This window comes from Microbacterium sp. A8/3-1, from assembly GCF_040267695.1.
Lineage (GTDB): Bacteria > Actinomycetota > Actinomycetes > Actinomycetales > Microbacteriaceae > Microbacterium > Microbacterium luteolum.
Window position 1 is genome coordinate 1,258,459 of record NZ_CP158357.1, and the last position, 16,888, is coordinate 1,275,346.

15 protein-coding genes are annotated in these 16,888 nt (G+C 68.6%); 5 read left to right on the forward strand and 10 right to left on the reverse strand.

Annotated features, from left to right (window positions below; all coding sequences use genetic code 11):
• Positions 1 to 54: 54 nt before the first annotated feature.
• Positions 55 to 372, reverse strand: coding sequence for a WhiB family transcriptional regulator (locus ABS642_RS06335; protein ID WP_116635434.1), 318 nt, complete (start codon positions 370 to 372; stop codon positions 55 to 57).
• 109 nt (positions 373 to 481) lie between these two features.
• Positions 482 to 1,645: a mannose-6-phosphate isomerase, class I gene (gene manA / locus ABS642_RS06340; protein WP_282213846.1), complete on the reverse strand. Its 1,164-nt coding sequence runs from the start codon at positions 1,643 to 1,645 to the stop codon at positions 482 to 484.
• A 69-nt stretch (positions 1,646 to 1,714) separates the two neighbouring features.
• Between manA and ABS642_RS06345 the strand changes: the two genes are divergently transcribed.
• Positions 1,715 to 3,130, forward strand: coding sequence for an O-antigen ligase family protein (locus tag ABS642_RS06345; RefSeq protein ID WP_350352655.1), 1,416 nt, complete (start codon positions 1,715 to 1,717; stop codon positions 3,128 to 3,130).
• 5 nt (positions 3,131 to 3,135) lie between these two features.
• On the forward strand, positions 3,136 to 4,425 hold the full coding sequence (locus ABS642_RS06350) for an O-antigen ligase family protein (RefSeq protein ID WP_350353408.1): 1,290 nt from the start codon (positions 3,136 to 3,138) through the stop codon (positions 4,423 to 4,425).
• 21 nt (positions 4,426 to 4,446) lie between these two features.
• Here ABS642_RS06350 and galE read toward each other — a convergent pair whose 3' ends face one another.
• Positions 4,447 to 5,436 carry a UDP-glucose 4-epimerase GalE gene (gene galE / locus ABS642_RS06355; RefSeq protein ID WP_350352656.1) on the reverse strand — a complete coding sequence of 330 codons (990 nt, stop codon included), beginning with the start codon at positions 5,434 to 5,436 and terminating at the stop codon, positions 4,447 to 4,449.
• Between the two features lie 149 nt (positions 5,437 to 5,585).
• Between galE and ABS642_RS06360 the strand changes: the two genes are divergently transcribed.
• From ABS642_RS06360 to ABS642_RS06370, 3 genes are read left to right on the forward strand one after another with little or no spacing between them, the layout of a single operon-like run.
• Positions 5,586 to 7,496 (forward strand): glycosyltransferase, encoded by a 1,911-nt coding sequence (locus ABS642_RS06360; RefSeq protein WP_350352657.1) that lies wholly within the window; start codon positions 5,586 to 5,588, stop codon positions 7,494 to 7,496.
• A complete protein-coding gene (locus tag ABS642_RS06365) occupies positions 7,493 to 8,455 on the forward strand; it encodes a glycosyltransferase (protein ID WP_350352658.1) in 963 nt (320 codons plus the stop codon). The genes ABS642_RS06360 and ABS642_RS06365 overlap by 4 nt, the downstream gene beginning before the upstream one ends.
• A complete protein-coding gene (locus tag ABS642_RS06370; RefSeq protein WP_350352659.1) occupies positions 8,455 to 9,051 on the forward strand; it encodes a hypothetical protein in 597 nt (198 codons plus the stop codon). Before ABS642_RS06365 ends, ABS642_RS06370 begins: the two co-directional genes overlap by 1 nt.
• Positions 9,052 to 9,067: 16 nt before the next feature.
• Here the strand turns inward: ABS642_RS06370 and ABS642_RS06375 are convergent, their stop codons facing one another.
• From ABS642_RS06375 to ABS642_RS06405, 7 genes are all read right to left on the reverse strand, one after another.
• Positions 9,068 to 9,802 carry an ABC transporter ATP-binding protein gene (locus ABS642_RS06375; RefSeq protein WP_282213852.1) on the reverse strand — a complete coding sequence of 245 codons (735 nt, stop codon included), beginning with the start codon at positions 9,800 to 9,802 and terminating at the stop codon, positions 9,068 to 9,070.
• Complete coding sequence (locus tag ABS642_RS06380) at positions 9,802 to 10,593, reverse strand: ABC transporter permease (protein ID WP_282213853.1); 792 nt, start codon at positions 10,591 to 10,593, stop codon at positions 9,802 to 9,804. Before ABS642_RS06380 ends, ABS642_RS06375 begins: the two co-directional genes overlap by 1 nt.
• A 10-nt stretch (positions 10,594 to 10,603) precedes the next feature.
• Positions 10,604 to 11,740: a UDP-galactopyranose mutase gene (gene glf, locus ABS642_RS06385; RefSeq protein WP_282213854.1), complete on the reverse strand. Its 1,137-nt coding sequence runs from the start codon at positions 11,738 to 11,740 to the stop codon at positions 10,604 to 10,606.
• Positions 11,741 to 11,772: 32 nt separating this feature from the next.
• Positions 11,773 to 13,932 carry an acyltransferase family protein gene (locus tag ABS642_RS06390; RefSeq protein ID WP_350352660.1) on the reverse strand — a complete coding sequence of 720 codons (2,160 nt, stop codon included), beginning with the start codon at positions 13,930 to 13,932 and terminating at the stop codon, positions 11,773 to 11,775.
• Entirely contained in the window at positions 13,860 to 15,185 is a 1,326-nt protein-coding gene (locus tag ABS642_RS06395; RefSeq protein ID WP_350352661.1) for a nucleotide sugar dehydrogenase, read from the reverse strand. The genes ABS642_RS06390 and ABS642_RS06395 overlap by 73 nt, the downstream gene beginning before the upstream one ends.
• Before the next feature lie 108 nt (positions 15,186 to 15,293).
• Positions 15,294 to 16,361, reverse strand: coding sequence for a UDP-N-acetylglucosamine 2-epimerase (non-hydrolyzing) (wecB, locus tag ABS642_RS06400; protein ID WP_282213856.1), 1,068 nt, complete (start codon positions 16,359 to 16,361; stop codon positions 15,294 to 15,296).
• Between the two features lie 36 nt (positions 16,362 to 16,397).
• Positions 16,398 to 16,850, reverse strand: a complete 453-nt coding sequence (locus tag ABS642_RS06405; protein ID WP_350352662.1) for an acyltransferase — start codon at positions 16,848 to 16,850, stop codon at positions 16,398 to 16,400.
• Positions 16,851 to 16,888: the final 38 nt, after the last annotated feature.

Here is a 16,888-nt window from a genome sequence, read left to right on the forward strand (position 1 = left end):
GCGATCCGCGCCTCCCGGGCAGTGGACGCGGCGCGCCCGCGAAGCGGAAGGCGATCAGCTCGCGCGGCGCTTGAGCTTCCGGCGCTCGCGCTCGGAGAGTCCGCCCCAGATCCCGAAGCGCTCATCGTTGTTGAGCGCGTATTCGAGGCATTCGCCGCGGACATCGCACGTGGTGCAGATGCGCTTCGCGTCTCGTGTCGATCCGCCCTTCTCCGGGAAGAAGGCTTCGGGATCGGTCTGCGAGCAGAGAGCGTCGCTCTGCCAGGCGAGGGCGTTGTCGTCTTCGGCGTTCGGCTTCCGAACCCCCGGCACTCCGAGGTTGATCGGATCGACGAACCAGTTCTCCGGTACGTCGGAACGGTATCCCGTCATCTCGATCTCCAACCCTGTCTCCGCCCCCCGGCGGGCCGTGCTCGTACCTAATTACACCCGTGTCATTCGCTCCGGTCAAGTCGCGGATCGTAAACCCTCAAGCGGTTCTTTAAAGTTCTTGAGTGTTCGTCGGCGTGTCGCGCCCGGGCGACGCGAGGAACACCTCGCCGGCTCCGGACAGCGTCACCGCGCCCTCGTCGGGCGTGGCGAAGACCACTGCACCGACGGGCACTCGTCGAACCTCTCCCGCGGCGGAGGAGACGGCCACGTCGCCCGCGGTCGCCAGCACCATCGTCGGCCCCGTGACGTCCCACGTCAGGGGCGCACCGGTGAGGGAGACCCGCTCGAGGGCGAAGTCGGGGATCGGCACCGGATAGGCCGTGACGGCGCCGTCTCCGGACGGACGCAGCACCGGCACCTCTCCGGAGGAGGTGTCGAGGATCGACAGCAGCTCGGGCACGTCGATGCGCTTGGGGGTGAGACCGCCGCGGAGCACGTTGTCGCTCGCGGCCATGATCTCGACCCCGAGCCCCGAGAGGTAGGCATGCAGCAGGCCGGCGCGCAGGAAGACTCCTTCGCCGCGGCGCAGGACGACATGGTTCATCAGCAGGGCGACGACCACTCCGGGATCCGCCGGGTAGTTCGCGGCCACGCCGGCGATCGCCCGGATCGTGGTGCTCCACTCCCCTGCGATTGCACCCGTGCCCGCTGCGGCGGTGCGCACCGCCGCGATGATGTCATCGACCTCGCTCTGCGCCTCGCCTCCGAGCAGCCACCCGATCACCGTGCGGAGGACATCGCCATCGCCGCTCAGCCGCGCACGCAGCGCCGCCACACCCGCACTGTCGCCCAGAGTGTCGAGCAGAGCGAGGGTTCTCGCCACCGGACGCAGGCCGCTGAGCGACTCGAAGGTCTCGCTGAGCGCCACGATGAGCTCCGGCTTGTGATTGTCATCGCGGTAGTTGCGTCGCGGATCGTCGTCCGCGAGACCGCTCTCCCGCGCCCAGCCCTCACGCGCCTGCGCGATCGTCGGGTGCACCTGGATCGACAGCGGCGTGCCGGCCGCGAGCAGCTTGAGCAGGTACGGCAGCGTGCCCCCCGTGATCTGGTCGAGGGTGCCGCCGCCCTCGACGTCCGCCGGGTCACTCGGATGGTCGCCGAACCAGACCTCGGCCTCGGGTGCGCCCGAGGGGACACGGCCCTCGAGCTCGGCGAGCAGGGAGTCGGATCCCCAGGCGTAGTCACGGGGCGCGTTCGTGAGGCTGAGCAGCATGGATCCCAGCGTAGAGCCGCACGGCGGCGCTCAGCGACGCACGAAGCGCGGCGCGGTAGCCTGAACGCGATGGCTCAGTACACCAAGCATCCCGTGGCGCCCCCGCCCACCGCGCCGGAGCGCGAGTCGACGGGGCACCTCCTGCTGCGCGCCTACGTGATCCTCGTGCTCTTCGTGACATTCGCGCACTCGGCCGTCTACAACCTGCTCGGGATGATCGGCGCCGGGATCGTCCTCGTGGTCTTCACCCTCGCCACGCTCGCGATCGGCATCCCGATGCTCGCGCGGAACCGACCGCAGCCGTTCCGCTGGCGGCGGCTGCCGTGGTCGGCGCTCGGATACACCACCCTCGCGCTCGTCTCCGTCGCCTGGTCGCAGTGGCGCGGGCCGACCCTCCTCACCTGGGTGCTGCTCGCCGCCGTCACCGTCAACGGCCTGTTCATCGCGCACGTCCTGACCTGGCACGAGATCGTCCGAGCGCTGTCGTCCGCGTTCAAGTGGATCCTGGGACTCTCCCTGGCGCTCGAGCTCTGGGTCTCACTTGTCATCCACGGCCCGCTGCTGCCCAACTTCGCGACGCTGCCGGACGGCGAGCTCGACCCGCAGTGGTACTGGGTGCGCGACAACCTGTTCGACGGCGGTCGCATCCAGGGCATCGTCGGCAACGCCAACCTGCTGGCGATCATCTCGCTCTTCGCGATCATCACCTTCGGCGTGCTCTTCGCGGCACGCGCACGCTGGCGCACCACGCTCGCGATGTGGGCGCTGCTGGCCGCCTATTTCCTGTTCCGCACGTCGTCCGCCACCGCGCTCGTCTGCGCCGCGGCCGCCGCTGTCGTCCTCGCGGTCGCGCTGGTCATGCGCCGCGCAAGCACTCCCGGAGCGCGCAACCGCGTCTACGTGATCGCGATCGGCGGCACCGCCCTGGTCGCAGCAGCAGTGTGGCTGGTCCGTGCGCCCCTGCTCGCGCTGCTCGGCCGGAGCTCCGACCTCACGGGGCGCTCCGACCTGATCTGGTCCAAGGTGCTCGAGCGCGCGGGCGAGCATCCGCTCTTCGGCAACGGCTTCTCCAGTCCCTGGATCCCGACGGACCCCGCGTTCGACGGCTGGATCATCGACCACGGCATCACCGTCTTCCACGCGCACAACATGTGGCTCGACGTGCTGCTCCAGCTCGGTGTCCTCGGTGTCATCCTCATGGCGCTGGCCTACGTGAGCCTTCTCTGGCGCTCCTGGTTCTTCGCCGTCGATCGCCCGCGCTGGGACCTCGAGGCCGCGCGTCCGTTCTCCCCGCTCACCCTGCTCCCGAGCCTCTTCACGATCGTCCTCCTCGTTCAGGGGCTCTCCGAGTCCACGCCGATCATGCTCTGGGGCTGGATGCTGCTGGTGCTGCTCTCGTTCAAGCTCAAGTCGGTCCCCCTGGTGGGCGTCGGCGAACGCGATCTCCTCTTCGAACGCGGCGCGCGCCAGCGGCGGGTGCCGTGACGCCGATGCGCCCGATCGTGCGCCTTCTCGGGTCCGTCGAGATGGCGAGGGCGTTCACGCTCGCCGCTCTGACGGCGGTCTTCGGATCGTTCGCGATCGGACAGATGACGTCGCCGGTCACTCTGGCCGCCGTCATCACGGCCCTCTGCCTTCTCGGCGGGGCGATCCTCTGGGTCCGCCGCGAGGAGCTGTCGCCGCTGCGCATCGCGCCCTCCTCGCTCTTCGCGTTCCTCTGCTGGGCATTGGTGAGCCTGGTCTGGACGACCGACCGCTCCGACACGGTGTTCGGCTGGCTGTCCCTGTTCGGATTCGCCTTCCTGGCGATCACGGTCGGTCACATCCGCGACACGCTGCAGACCGTCCGTGCGATCGGCGACACGCTGCGCGCGCTGCTGGCCATCTCGCTCGGCATCGAGATCCTCTCCGGGATCCTGCTCGACGTCCCGTTCGCGTTCCTCGGAATCCAGGGGAATCTCGCCGCGGGCGGCCCGATCCAGGGTCTCTTCGGCAGCCGCAACATGCTCGGGTTCATCGCGGTCATCGCACTGATCACGTTCGTGATCGAGTGGCGCACCCAGTCGGTCAACCCGCCGCTCGCCGTGACGTCCGTCGCCCTGGCCGGATCCCTGGCCTTCCTCTCGTCCTCCCCGACCGTGCTGGTGCTCGCCGTCGCCGTCGGCATCGTGACGGTCGCGCTGACGATCGTGCGACACGCGTCGCCGGAACGACGCAATCTCGTGCAGTGGATGCTGGGCATCCTCGTCACTCTCGCGCTCGTCGTGGCGTTCGCGCTGCGCCATCAGATCATCGCGCTCCTCGACGCCGGCTCCGACTTCTCGATCCGCGCCTCGCTCTGGAACACGATCCTCGACTTCGTCGCCGTCAAGCCGATCCAGGGCTGGGGATGGTTCGGAGACTGGGCGCGGGGCGAGTACCCGTTCACGTACATCAACTTCCAACTGGACGACCGTCATCAGAGCGCGCTGAACGGGTTCTTCGACGTGCTCCTGCAACTGGGAGCCGTCGGTCTCGTGCTCTTCCTGCTGCTCGGCGGGGTGGCGCTGGTGCGCTCCTGGCTGGTCGCCAGCGTGCGCCGGTCCGTCGTCTACGCATGGACGCCGATCACCCTGGTCACACTCGCGGTCGACTCGATGTTCGAGAGCTTCACGATCGTCGGCGCCGGGTGGTTCATGCTCGTGCTCTGCGCCCTGCGCGCCGGTCAGTCCCGGTCCTGGCGCGAGAACATCGACGCGGCGCACACCAGCTCGATCCCGACGCTCCGCCCGCAGGCGTGACGCGGCCGGAATGAGCCCGGCTCAGCGCAGAGTGACGAGCTTCTCGGCCCAGGCGATGGCGTCGCGCACGCCGTCGTCGACGGAGCGCTCCGCATGCCAGTCGAGGACCTGCTCGGCACGATCGACGATCGCGAAGGCGCCGGCCTGATCGCCCGGACGGCGACCCGTCTCGACGACGGCGAGAGGTTCGCCGGTCACGCGTTCGAAGGCGGCGACCAGCTCGCGCACCGTCACACCGTCGCCGGTGCCGAGATTGATGACCTGATACGGCTCTTCCGCGGTGGCGACCTCGTCGAACCTCTGCACCGCCGCGACGTGCGCGAGCGCGAGGTCCCAGACGTGGATGTAGTCCCGCAGACCCGAGCCGTCGCGCGTCGCCCAGTCGGTGCCGGTGATGGTGAACGGCTCGCCGGCGGCATGCGCCTGCATGATCTTGCCCAGCGCGTGCGAGGGCGCGGGATTCTGCTGCCCGGTGCGCAGCTGCGGGTCGGCGCCGATGGGGTTGAAGTAGCGGAGCGCGATCGCACGGAAGTCGCCGGCGGCGGCCGCGTCGTGCAGGATCTGCTCGACCATCGCCTTCGTCGTCGCATAGGGGCTGGACGGCGCGAGCACACCGTTCTCGTCGACGCCTTCGCCGCTCTCGCCCGCGTAGACGGAGGCGGAGGAGCTGAAGACGATGCGCGCGATGCCCGCGTCGCGAAGGCGCTGAAGCAGGAGCACCGTCTTGCCGACGTTGGAGTCGTAGTAGCCGAGCGGATCGGCGACCGACTCCGGGACGACGGCACGGGCCGCGCAGTGCACGACCGCGTCGATGTCGGGATGGTCGGAGAGCAGCTGATCGAGCAGCGCCGCATCCGCGATATCGCCGACGTAGAGGTTGCGGCCGTCGCCGAAGGCGCGGAGGCCCTTGGAGAGATCGTCGAGGATGACGACCTCGTTGCCGGCCTCGATGCATGCCGTCGCGACAGTGGACCCGATGTAGCCGGCGCCGCCGGTGATCAATACCTTCATCGCGCTCAGTCTAGCCAGCCGTGCGGTCGGGTCGCGGCGCGGACTCTCCGCAGATCCGAAGGAGACGGACGGTAGGCTACTCACTGCTCATCGAGTCGCGCGCTGTCCCGCCACAGCGGTCTGCGGCACCAACATCGGAGAACTACCCAGTGGCCCACGTCCTTCAGAACGTCGTCTTCCCACTTGATCGCGACCCCGATCTGCTTCCCCTCTACGCCGACCCCGAGACCTGGTCGGTCATCGAGAACGAGCCCGTGCGCGTGTCGAACCGGGCGCACCTCGGCAACATCCTCGGCCGCCACCGTGCGCGCATCGTCGCCGGGCGGCGCGTGTCGCTCGGCACGTACTTCAACGCCTTCCCCGCGTCCTACTGGCAGCACTGGACCAGCGTCAGAGAGGTCCGGCTCACCGTCCGCACGACGGGACCCGCGACGATCCTCGTCTATCGCTCCAACGGCTCCGGCATCCGCCAGCGCGTTGCGACCCGCGAGGTGACCGGAGAGGCGACGACGACCTTCGATCTCGAGCTCACGCAATACAGCGACGGCGGCTGGATCTGGTTCGACATCGTCGCCGACGAGAAGCCGGCGGTGCTCGAAGGCGCGGAGTGGACGACCGAGCAGGAGCCCGCGCGCTCGGGCAAGGCGTCGCTCGGCATCACCACCTACAACAAGCCGGACTACTGCGTCGAGACGCTGCGCGCCCTTGCGGCCTCTCCGGACGCCCTGGAGTTCGTCGACCGCATCTTCCTGGTCGACCAGGGCTCGCAGCTCGTCTCCGAGCAGGACGGCTTCGACGAGGTCGCCGAGAGCCTCGGTGAGACGCTGCAGGTCATCCGCCAGGAGAACCTCGGCGGCTCCGGCGGATTCGCCCGTGCCATGCACGAGACGCTGCAGCGCCCGGAGAGCGACTTCGTGCAGCTGCTCGACGACGACGTGCGCCTCGAGCCCGAGTCGCTGCGCCGCTCGATCGTGTTCGGTCAGTACGCGACCACGCCGGTGCTCGTCGGCGGGCACATGTTCGACCTGCTCGACCGTCCCAAGCTCCACGGCTGGGCCGAGGTGGTCGATGAGAACCCGTTCATGTGGCGCAACCTGTACCAGGAGAAGATGCCGCACGACTTCGGCGTGTCGAACCTGCGCCAGTCGACGCTTCTCCACATCCGGATGGACGCCGACTACAACGGCTGGTGGATGTGCCTGATCCCCCTCGACGTGATCCGGGAAGTGGGCCTGGCCCTCCCCGCCTTCATCAAGTGGGACGACGCCGAATTCTGCCTGCGTGCCGGCGAGGCCGGGTTCCCGACGGTGTCGATGCCGGGCGTCGCGCTCTGGCACGTCTCCTGGGTCAACAAGGACGACACGATCGACTGGCAGGCGTACTTCCACGCCCGCAACCGGATCGTCGCCGGACTCCTGCATTCCGGCGCCCCTCGAGGAGGGGCGCTCCTGAAGCACAGCAGGCGCGTCGACCTCAAGCACCTCATGATGATGCAGTACTACCCCGTGGCGCTGCGGGCCCGCGCTCTGCGGGACATCCTGTCCGGGCCCGACCACATGCGAGGCAACCTGGCCACGGCCATGCCCGCCGCGCGCGCGCTCGCCGCCGAGTTCCCGGAGACGGTCGTGCACCGCGATCCGGCCAGGGTCCTGCACTCCCGCCGCGGCCGCCGCGTGTTCCAGCAGCTGTCGAACAACGATCTGGACAACCCGAAGGGGATCCGGTTGCGCGTGTTCACGATGCGCACGCTGGTCTCCCACTGGCTCCACCGGCCGCACCCCGCGAACCTGACGCAGCCCGAGGTCGAGTTCGGCAAGGAAGACGCCCGGTGGTGGCGTGTCCCGTCGTTCGACAGCGCCCTCGTGAGCGCGGCGGACGGATCCGGCAAGAACATCTACACGCGCGACCGCGGACAGTACCGCCGCATGCTGCGCGAGAGCGTCCGACTGCACGCCGAGCTCCGTCGCCGGTGGCCCCAGTTGCAGAAACAGTATCGCGAGGCTCTCCCCGAGCTCGTCTCGCCCCAGTCCTGGCAGCAGATCTTCGAGGAGAAGGCATGACCGCGGCGCCCGCTGCATTCGACCCCAAGGCCGCGACGATCGTGATCGTCACCTTCAACCGTTCTCACCTCCTCTCGGGCCTGCTCACGAGCATCACCGCGATGGACCCGAAGCCCGGACATGTCGTGATCATCGACAACGCGTCCGCCGACGACACCACCGCCGTCGTGGACTCCTTCCGCGAGGGGATCGGCACCGAGATCGTCTACCGTCGCCTGGAGACCAACACCGGCGGATCCGGTGGCTTCAGCGAGGGCATGCGCACGGCGTACGAGCTCGGATCCGAATGGATCTGGATGATGGACGACGACGTCGAGGTCCTGACCGACGGCCTCGCCAAGATGGGCAAGTGGGCGCCGCGGTTCAAGAGCATCCAGGGCCGCCGCATCGACTACGACGGGAGCGAGTTCTACTGGCAGTACCGCATCGCGGAGCGCATGGGGATCCCGATCCCGTTCGCGCCGTCCGGATTCGACGCGTCCGCCTACAAGGAGATGAACAGCGGATGCTTCGAGGGCATGTTCATCCACCGCTCGATCGTCACGCAGATCGGCCTCCCCGACCCGAGGTTCTTCATCTACTGGGACGACCAGATGTACGGGTGGCTCGCCTCGCGCCGGACCACCGCCGTCATCGTGGACGAATTCGTGCTGCGACGCACCCGTGAGATCAAGCAGTGGGACATGGGCATCCGTCACATGAACGCGTCCAGCAACGCCTACCGGTACTACATCATGCGCAACCGCGGATTCATCAAGCAGTACTACCGTGTGCACGGCGTCTACAACCCGGTCCTGTTCGGTCTGGGAACCGCTGCGACCTTCGCCAAGGAACTGATCCGTCTCGTCTTCGTCGAGCGGACGGTCCGCGGCACGAGCAACCTCTTCCGCGGCATCCGTGACGGCGGCAAGGCCGGTCGCGACCGCACCTGGCAGCCCATGGAACCCCTGGAGGCATGATGACGGACGAGCAGCAGCCGGAACTGCGGTGGGCCCCTCTCCCCGCGCCCCCGAAGCGCACCGGCCGGATCTGGCTGATCGTCGGCCTCTCGGTCGCCGCTCTCGCGATCGTGGGCGTGCTGCTGTTCCTGTTCCTTCCGCGGGGTGATGGCCCCACGCCCGGTGCGAGCCCGTCAGCCACGCCGTCGGCCTCACCGAGCGCGACGCCGACACCGACGCCTTCGCCTTCCGCCACACCCGCGCCGTCGCAGACGCCGATCGTGGATCCTCCGCCGGCGAGCGACCCGACGGTCGAGGTCTTCCGCGGACAGGTGAGCGGTTGGCTCAACGACGCGCCTCGCGGGCTCGACATCATCACCGGAGCCAACGGCCCCGACGCGCTTCCGGTCGTCGAGACGCTGCAGCAGGACGTGCAGCGCCTGTCGGACGCACAGCCGCCCTCGTCGATCGCCGACGGATGGCGTGACGGGCTCTCGGTGTACTCGCAGCGGCTGACGGACCTCCAGTCCGCGCTGACGGTCGGCGCCGCTCCCGCCGAGACGATCGATGCCGCCCGCGCGGCCGTGCAGGACCTGCGCGCCCTCGTCGGACTCTGAGCCCGGTCGTCGCCGGTCAGGAGTTGTAGTCGGCGTTGTACCGCGCCAGCACGTCGGCGATCGGCGCATCGAGCACGAGCTCGCCCTTGTCGAGGTAGAGACCCCGAGTGCAGAAACGGCGGAGGTCGCGCTCGTTGTGGCTCACGAAGAAGAGCGTGCGCCCCTCGGCGAGCAACTCGTCGATGCGCGTGTAGCACTTCTCGCGGAAGGCCTTGTCTCCCACCGCGAGCACCTCGTCGACCAGGAGGATCGGCTCGTCGAGCTGCGAGACCACCGAGAACGCCAGGCGCACCTTCATGCCGTTGGAGAGGTGCTTGTAGGGAGTCTCCTCGAACCCGGCCAGCTCGGCGAAGGCGATGATGCCGTCGTACCGGCGGGAGACCTCCTCACGCGACATCCCATGCAGTCCTGCCGTGAGCCGCACGTTCTCGCGCACGGTGAGGTCGCCGACGAAGCCGCCGGTGATCTCGATCAGCGGAGCGACTCCCCCGTTGACCGTGACCGTTCCCGTGTCGGGCAGGAGGACCTTGGCGACCAGACGGAGGAGCGTCGACTTGCCCTGGCCGTTACGCCCGACCACGCCGATCGACTCCCCCGGCTGCACCGTGAACGACACGTCGCGCAGGGCCCAGAACTCCCCGGGACGCGAGCGCCGCGACGCGCCGGAGAAGAGATCCTTGAAGCTGCGCCGTCCTCGACGGTTCCGTCGGAAGTGGACGCCGAGACCCTGGACTTCGATGGCCGCGGACATCACAGCTCCTTCAGCACGGGGCGCTCGAGGCTCCGGAACGTCCAGATGCCCAGGGCGAGGATGACGATGCACATGACGGCACTGATCACGACGGGAGTCGTCTGCCAGAGCTCCGGGAAGAACCCGACCCGGTAGAGGGTGAAGATGCCCGCCAGCGGATTGAAGGCGCCGATGGTGTCGAACGGCGCCGGCAGGTCCTGGAAGCTGTAGATCACGGGCGAGGCGTAGAAGAGCGCGCGCAGGATCAGCGCCGTCGTGCGCTCGAGGTCGGCGTAGAGCACGCAGAGCGGCGCGACGAGCAGGCCGAGGCCGACGAGCAGCGTGATCTGCATGAGCATCGCGACGGGGAACCACAGCAGCATCCAGTTGACGGTCGCCCCGCTGAACACCGCGAAGAGCACGAGCACGGGAATCGAGAAGAGGAACTCGATCCCCTTGCTCAGCACGATGCGGTTCACCCAGATGGACCGCGGGATGGCCGTCGACCGCACCAGGCGCGAGTCCTTCTTGAACGCCCTCGTGAAGTCGGACACCGAGGTGTTGAACCACACCCAGGGAAGGAGCGCCACGATGAGGAACACGATGTAGGGATCCTCACCGACGGTGCGGTGGAAGACCTGAGTGAAGACGAACCAGTAGATCGCGCTCATCACGAGCGGATCGAGGACGGACCAGAGGTAGCCGAGGGAGCTCGTCGCGTACCGGACCTTGAGGTCGCGGGCCGACAGCAGCCACAACGAATGCAGATAGCGCCGGGGCGTCCCGGGCGCCCCGACAGCAGCGTGACTCACGATGTCGAGTCTAGGAGAGAGTGTTGTTCCAGAGCGACAGCGCCGAGCCGATGGCCATGTGCATGTCGAGGTACTGGTAAGTGCCGAGGCGTCCGCCGAAGTGCACGTCCTGCTCGCCCTTGGCCAGTTCGCGGTACGCCAGCAGACCTTCCCGGTCGGTCGGCGTGTTCACCGGGTAGTACGGCTCGTCCTCGCGGTTCGCGAAGCGCGAGAACTCGCGCATGATGACCGTCTTGTCCTGCGCGAAGACGTCTTTCCGCTCCGGGTGGAAGTGCTTGAACTCGTGGATGCGCGTGTAGGGCACATCCATGTCGGGGTAGTTCATGACCGGCGTGCCCTGGAAGTCGCCGACGTTCAGCACCTCCTGCTCGAAGTCGAGCGTGCGCCAGCTGAGCGCGCCCTCCGCGTAGTCGAAGTAGCGATCGACGGGCCCCGTGTAGACGACGGGCACCTGACCGACCGTGGCCTTCTTGCTCAGGGGCTGCGAGTCGTCGAAGTAGTCGACGTTCAGCTTCACCTCGATGTTCGGGTGATCCGCCATCCGCTCGATCCACGCGGTGTAACCGTCGGTCGGCAGACCCTCCCAGGTGTCGTTGAAGTACCGGTTGTCGTAGGTGTAGCGCACCGGGAGGCGGCTGATGATGTCACCGGAGAGCTTGTGCGGATCGGTCTGCCACTGCTTCGCGGTGTAGTCCCGGAAGAACGCCTCGAAAAGCGGGCGTCCGACGAGCGCGATGCCCTTCTCCTCGAAGTTCGCCGCCGTCTTGGCATCGAACTCCCCCGCCTGCTCCTTGACCAGCGCGCGCGCCTGGTCGGGGGTGTACGCGGACTGGAAGAACTGGTTGATCGTGCCGAGGTTCACCGGCATCGGGAACACGGTTCCCTTGTGCGTCGTGTACACCCGGTGCACGTAGTTGGTGAAGGTCGTGAAGCGGTTCACGTACTCCCACACCGTCGGGTTCGAGGTGTGGAAGAGGTGCGCACCGTAGCGGTGGACCTCGATCCCGGTCTCGGACTCCGCCTCGCTGTAGGCGTTGCCGCCGATGTGGTGACGACGATCGATGACGGTGACTTTGCGGCCCGCTTCTGCTGCGCGCTCCGCGATGGTGAGGCCGAAGAAGCCCGACCCGACGACGAGAAGATCCATACCTGCAATCGTATCGGCGCGTAGCTGGGAGCTCAGTCGCGGACGATCGGACCGATGACGTCGGCCAGCATCGGAGCGAACCGACGGACGTAGTCGAGGTTCAGATGGTCCGCGTCGTAGAAGACCGCCGTGCCGCCGATCGCGGCGTAGCACCGCGCCTCGTCGCAGAAGGAAGGTCCTGCGTCGAAGGAACGGATCGACGGATCGGCGGCCGCGGATGCCGCGAGCAAGTACGGATCGGCCGGTTGCGCCTCGGCGATCGGCACCGCACACGCCAGCGGGTTGCGCGCGTTGACGAGAAGACAGTCGGGCGAGCGCACCTCGCCGTTGAACGGCACGCCGCCGAGGGCGACCACCGTCACACCGGCATCGGCCCAGGCGCGCCACGTGCGCTGCAGGCCATCGGCGAACTGATCGGTCTGCGGGCGGTCGGAGCCGTCGTCCACGAGCTGCACGCGCCCCGCCGAAGACGTGAGCACGACGTCGGGTGCAGCCTCGACCACCGCGGCCTGCACGGCGGACGACCACGTTTCGCACCGCTCCTGCTCCGCGGCGGTCGCGGGCTCGCGGAAGCCGATGAACGGCGCATCGATCACCGGACACCCTCCCCCGAACGACGTCGTCACGATCCATCCCTCCGTGCGGGCGAGGTCGAACACCGCGCCCTGCCACTGCTGCGCGTGCGAATCGCCGACGAGCCAGACCGTCGGCGCATCCGCGGCGCCCGCACTGAAATCGCACACCACCGTCGCCGTGGTGTCCCCGAAGGGGAGCAGCGCGGGATCGGCTCGGCACTCGTCGGGCACGGCGAAGTAGGCGTTCCCCGGACCCATGACCACATCCGTCGCAGGCCCGAACCTGTCAGGACACGCCGCGCCCGGATCCATCGCCTGCGGGCCGACACATTCCTCGATGGTCACGCTCACGGGCGGAACGTCCGCCGCCGAGACTGCTCGGCCGGCGAGCACCAGCCCGCCGCCCACGAGCGCTATGGCGACGACCGCACCCAGCATCGCGAGGAGGGTGCGCCGCGGCGAGGCTGCGAGGAACTTCCAGCGCTGGCCGGGGCGCTCCACGAAGCGGGCCGTCGCCCAGGCGAGCAGCAGCGAGAGAGCCAGGATGCCGAGCTTCATGACGGTCGACGGAGCCGCCCCGACGAGGAACGGCACGAGCACGATCAGCGGCCAGTGCCAGAGGTAGAGCGAATAGGAGACGTCGCCGATCCACTGCACCGGCCTGGTGCCGGTCACCGCGGTGTGCCAGAGGCGCTCGCGTCCGGTGCCGGCGAGGATCACCGCCGCCGTGCCGAGCACGGGCAGCAGCGCCACGTATCCGGGGAACGGCGTCGCGGGGCCGAAGAACACGGCGGCGAGCGCGATCATCACGAGTCCCGCGAGCGCGAGCACATCGGCCCCCACGCGTGGGAGACGGCGCGTCGCGGTCAGCGCCAGCAGTCCCCCGACGCCGAACTCCCAGGCGCGCGTGTAGGTCGCGAAGTACGCCTGACTCGGGATCAGGGTCGTGGCGATCACGCTCGCCGCGAGCGAGGAGACGACGAGGACGGCCAGGACCACGGCGGCCACGACGCGAGGACGTGCGGATCGCTTGACGGCCCACCACGACGCGGCCAGCAGGAGCAGCGGCCACAGCAGATAGAACTGCTCTTCGACCGACAGGGACCAGTAGTGCTGGGCGACGGTCGCCTGGTCGTTGAGCGCCGAGTAGTTCACCGACATGGCGCTCAGGAACCAATTCTCGACGTAGCCGGCGCTCGCGGCGATCTCGGCGCCGGCCCGGGGCCAGCGGGGGTACGGCAGAAGCAGCAGCGTGCCGATCGCGCTGACGATCAGGACCAGGAGCGCAGCGGGAAGGAGCCGGCGCACGCGGCGCGCGTAGAACGCGGCCAGTGCGATGCGGCCCGTGGCCGTCATCTCTCGCGTGAGATGGCTCGTGATCAGGAACCCCGAGATGACGAAGAACACGTCGACGCCGACGTAGCCTCCGGTCAGGCGGCTCGGCCAGAGGTGGTTGAGCACCACCGCCGCGATGGCGATCGCACGGAGCGCCTGGATGTCCGCACGGAACGCGGCACGCCGACGAGGGGCGGGCCGTGCGCGGTTCAGGTCGTGGCCCCTGCGGTGGCCATCAGCTCGACCGCGGTCCCGACGACGATGCGCGGAGTACCCGCCCAACGTGCCGCATCCGTCGCGGCGCGTCCGTCGACGAGCAGCTTGATGCCGGGAAGCTGCGCAGGCTCGAGCTCGCGATAGGCGGCATGGTCGGTCTGCAGGATCGCGATGTCGATGTCGTCGCCCAGGGCGTACGGCTCGAATCCGAGGCGACGCAGCTCGTCGTCGGTGTACATCGGATCGTGCACCTGGACCACGGCCCCGCGCGACTCGAGGGCCGCCACCGTCGGGAACACACCGGAGAACGCCGTCTCCTTCACGCCGCCGCGGTAGCTGGCGCCGAGGACGACCGCCCGCAGTCCGGAGAGCGAACCGAGGATGCCCTCCGCCTGGGCGACCAGGCGCTCCGGCATGGATTCGTTGACGCGACGCGCGGTCCGCACGATGTCGGCGCCCGGATCCGTCGAGAGGTAGAGCTTCGGGTACACCGGGATGCAGTGACCGCCGACGGCGATCCCCGGGCGGTGGATGTGGCTGAACACCTGCGAGTTGCACGCCTCGATCACCTGGTAGACGTCGATCCCGTTCGCTCCCGCGAACAGGGCGAACTCGTTCGCGAGTCCGATGTTCACGTCGCGATAGGTGGTCTCGGCGAGCTTGGCCATCTCCGCGGCCTCCGCGCTGCCCAGGTCCCAGACGCCGTTCGCCCGCGACAGGTCCGGACGCTCGTCGAACTCGAGGACGGCCTCGTAGAACTCGACGGCGCGACGCCCGCCCTCGTCGGAGAGAGCACCGACCAGCTTCGGGTACTTGCGCAGGTCGGCGAAGATGCGGCCGGAGTAGACGCGCTCCGGCGAGAAGACGACGTGGAAGTCCTCGCCCTCGGTGAGCCCGGAGATCTCCTCGAGCATCGGCTTCCAGCGTCCGCGGGTGATGCCGACGGGGAGCGTCGTCTCGTAGGAGACCAGCGTGCCGGGGCGGAGGTGCTCCGCGAGCGATCTCGTCGCCTGGTCCATCCAGCCGAACTCGGGCTCCGCAGTCTCCTCGTTGACGAAGAGGGGGACCACGACGACGACGGCCTCCGCCGACGGGATCGCCTCGGCATAGTCGGTCGTGGCGCGCAGGCGTCCGGCTGCGAGAGCCGCGGTGAGCTTCTCCTGCAGCTGTGCTTCACCGGGGAACGGCTCGACCCCGCTGTTGACGGCGTCGACGAGCGCCGGGTTCACGTCGACGCCGATCACCTCGTGTCCACGATCGGCGAACTGCAGAGCGAGGGGGAGGCCGATCTTTCCGAGGGCCACGACGGCGATACGCATGAGCGATATTCTATTGCGCGGATCGAGGGCGGCCTCGCGCTCTGCTCGCCTCCCGCTCCGCCGCGCGGACTGTTCACGGAAGATGCGCGGAGTGTGCGGACCGTCCGGTCAGCGGCGCTGCTCCGCGAGGACGGTGATGACGCGAGAGGCCGCGTGCCCGTCACCGTACGGCGCCTGGTCCGTGTCGGACGGCCTCGCGCGCGTCACGCCTGCGGCGATCTCCTGCGCGGTGTTCGCGAGCACGTTCCAGCCGAGCTGCACCGTCTCGACCCATTCGGTCTCGGTCCGCACCGTCGTGCAGGGAACCCGGAGGAGGAATGCCTCCTTCTGCAGACCGCCGGAGTCGGTGACCACCCCGGCGCTCGAGACGGCGGCGGCGATGAGGTCGGCGTACGCGAGCGGCGCGTGCGAGATGAGCGATCCCTGCGTGAGCGCGATGCCGTGGGTGGCGGCCTTCGCGACGACGCGCGGATGCGCCAACAGGACGACGGGCTTGTCGAGGCCTGCGAGACCGGCGGCGATCTCGGCCAGGCGCGCGGGGTCGTCGGTGTTCTCGGCGCGGTGGATGGTCGCGACGTAGAACCCGCCCGCCTCGAGGCCGAGCTCCTCGATCAGCGCGGAGGGAGCCCCCGCCACCTGGTCACGGACCTCGAACAGCACATCGGTCATGACGTCGCCGACGAGCACGGTGCGCTCGGCGAGCCCCTCGTGCGCGAGATGCCCCACCGCGACCTCGGTTGGGGCCAGCAGCAGATCCGCCGCGTGATCGGTCAGCACCCGGTTGTGCTCCTCGGGCATCCGACGGTTGAAACTCCGCAGACCCGCCTCGAGATGGGCGACCGGGATGTGCATCTTCACGGCGCTCAGCGCCGCGGCGACGGTGGAGTTGGTGTCGCCGTAGACGAGCACCCAGTCCGGCCGATGCTCGTCGAACACGGCGTCGAGGGCCGCCAGCATCGATCCCGTCTGCACGCCGTGCGATCCGCTTCCGACGCCGAGGTGCACGTCGGGCGCTGCGATCCCCAGGTCTTCGAAGAACACGTCGGAGAGCATCGGGTCGTAGTGCTGGCCGGTGTGCACGATGACGTGCTCCACACCCGCGGCGAGCGCAGCCTTGTGGATCGGGGCGAGCTTGACGAACTGCGGGCGGGCGCCGACGACGCTGATGATCTTCACGCCACCCAGCCTAGAGCGGACCGTTCCGGCTTCGACTCAGTCGGCGAATCGGCGGGCGGCGTCGGGGAAGACACGGGCGGGCACCCCGCGGAGCACGCTGTACGGAGGAGCGACCGTGTTCTCGGTGACGACGGCACCGGCCGCCACGACGCTGTGATGGCCGATGTCCGCGCCCATGAGGACGACGGCGTTCGCGCCGATGTGCACGTTCCGGCCGATGCTGCTCGATGCCCGCTGGATGTCGCGGGCGCGCTCGCTGACGCATCGCTCCACGGTCGAGTGCGTGTAGATCTGCACACCGGCGGAGATGTCGCAGCCGTCGCCGATCACGAGTCCGCCGCTGCCGTCGATGACCGTGAACGCCCCGATCCAGACGTCGTCGCCGATCTCGGGCTCACCGACGATCCACGCGTGCGGATTGAATCTGTTGGCGGCGAGGCCGTGCCAGGTGGGCACCTCCTGGTTCGGCGACTCAGCGGGCTCTCTCACGGTTCGGCGCACCTCCATCCCATATGATACTTAGCAGT

Excerpts from the sequence above, each read along its gene's own strand:
- ABS642_RS06375 (WP_282213852.1), bottom strand. The coding sequence starts at position 9,802 with ATGTCCGCGGCCATCGAAGTCCAGGGTCTCGGCGTCCACTTCCGACGG.
- ABS642_RS06395 (WP_350352661.1), bottom strand. The coding sequence starts at position 15,185 with ATGCGTATCGCCGTCGTGGCCCTCGGAAAGATCGGCCTCCCCCTCGCT.
- ABS642_RS06370 (WP_350352659.1), top strand. The coding sequence starts at position 8,455 with ATGACGGACGAGCAGCAGCCGGAACTGCGGTGGGCCCCTCTCCCCGCG.
- galE (WP_350352656.1), bottom strand. The coding sequence starts at position 5,436 with ATGAAGGTATTGATCACCGGCGGCGCCGGCTACATCGGGTCCACTGTC.
- glf (WP_282213854.1), bottom strand. The coding sequence starts at position 11,740 with ATGGATCTTCTCGTCGTCGGGTCGGGCTTCTTCGGCCTCACCATCGCG.
- ABS642_RS06365 (WP_350352658.1), top strand. The coding sequence starts at position 7,493 with ATGACCGCGGCGCCCGCTGCATTCGACCCCAAGGCCGCGACGATCGTG.
- ABS642_RS06350 (WP_350353408.1), top strand. The coding sequence starts at position 3,136 with ATGCGCCCGATCGTGCGCCTTCTCGGGTCCGTCGAGATGGCGAGGGCG.
- ABS642_RS06335 (WP_116635434.1), bottom strand. The coding sequence starts at position 372 with ATGACGGGATACCGTTCCGACGTACCGGAGAACTGGTTCGTCGATCCG.
- manA (WP_282213846.1), bottom strand. The coding sequence starts at position 1,645 with ATGCTGCTCAGCCTCACGAACGCGCCCCGTGACTACGCCTGGGGATCC.
- ABS642_RS06345 (WP_350352655.1), top strand. The coding sequence starts at position 1,715 with ATGGCTCAGTACACCAAGCATCCCGTGGCGCCCCCGCCCACCGCGCCG.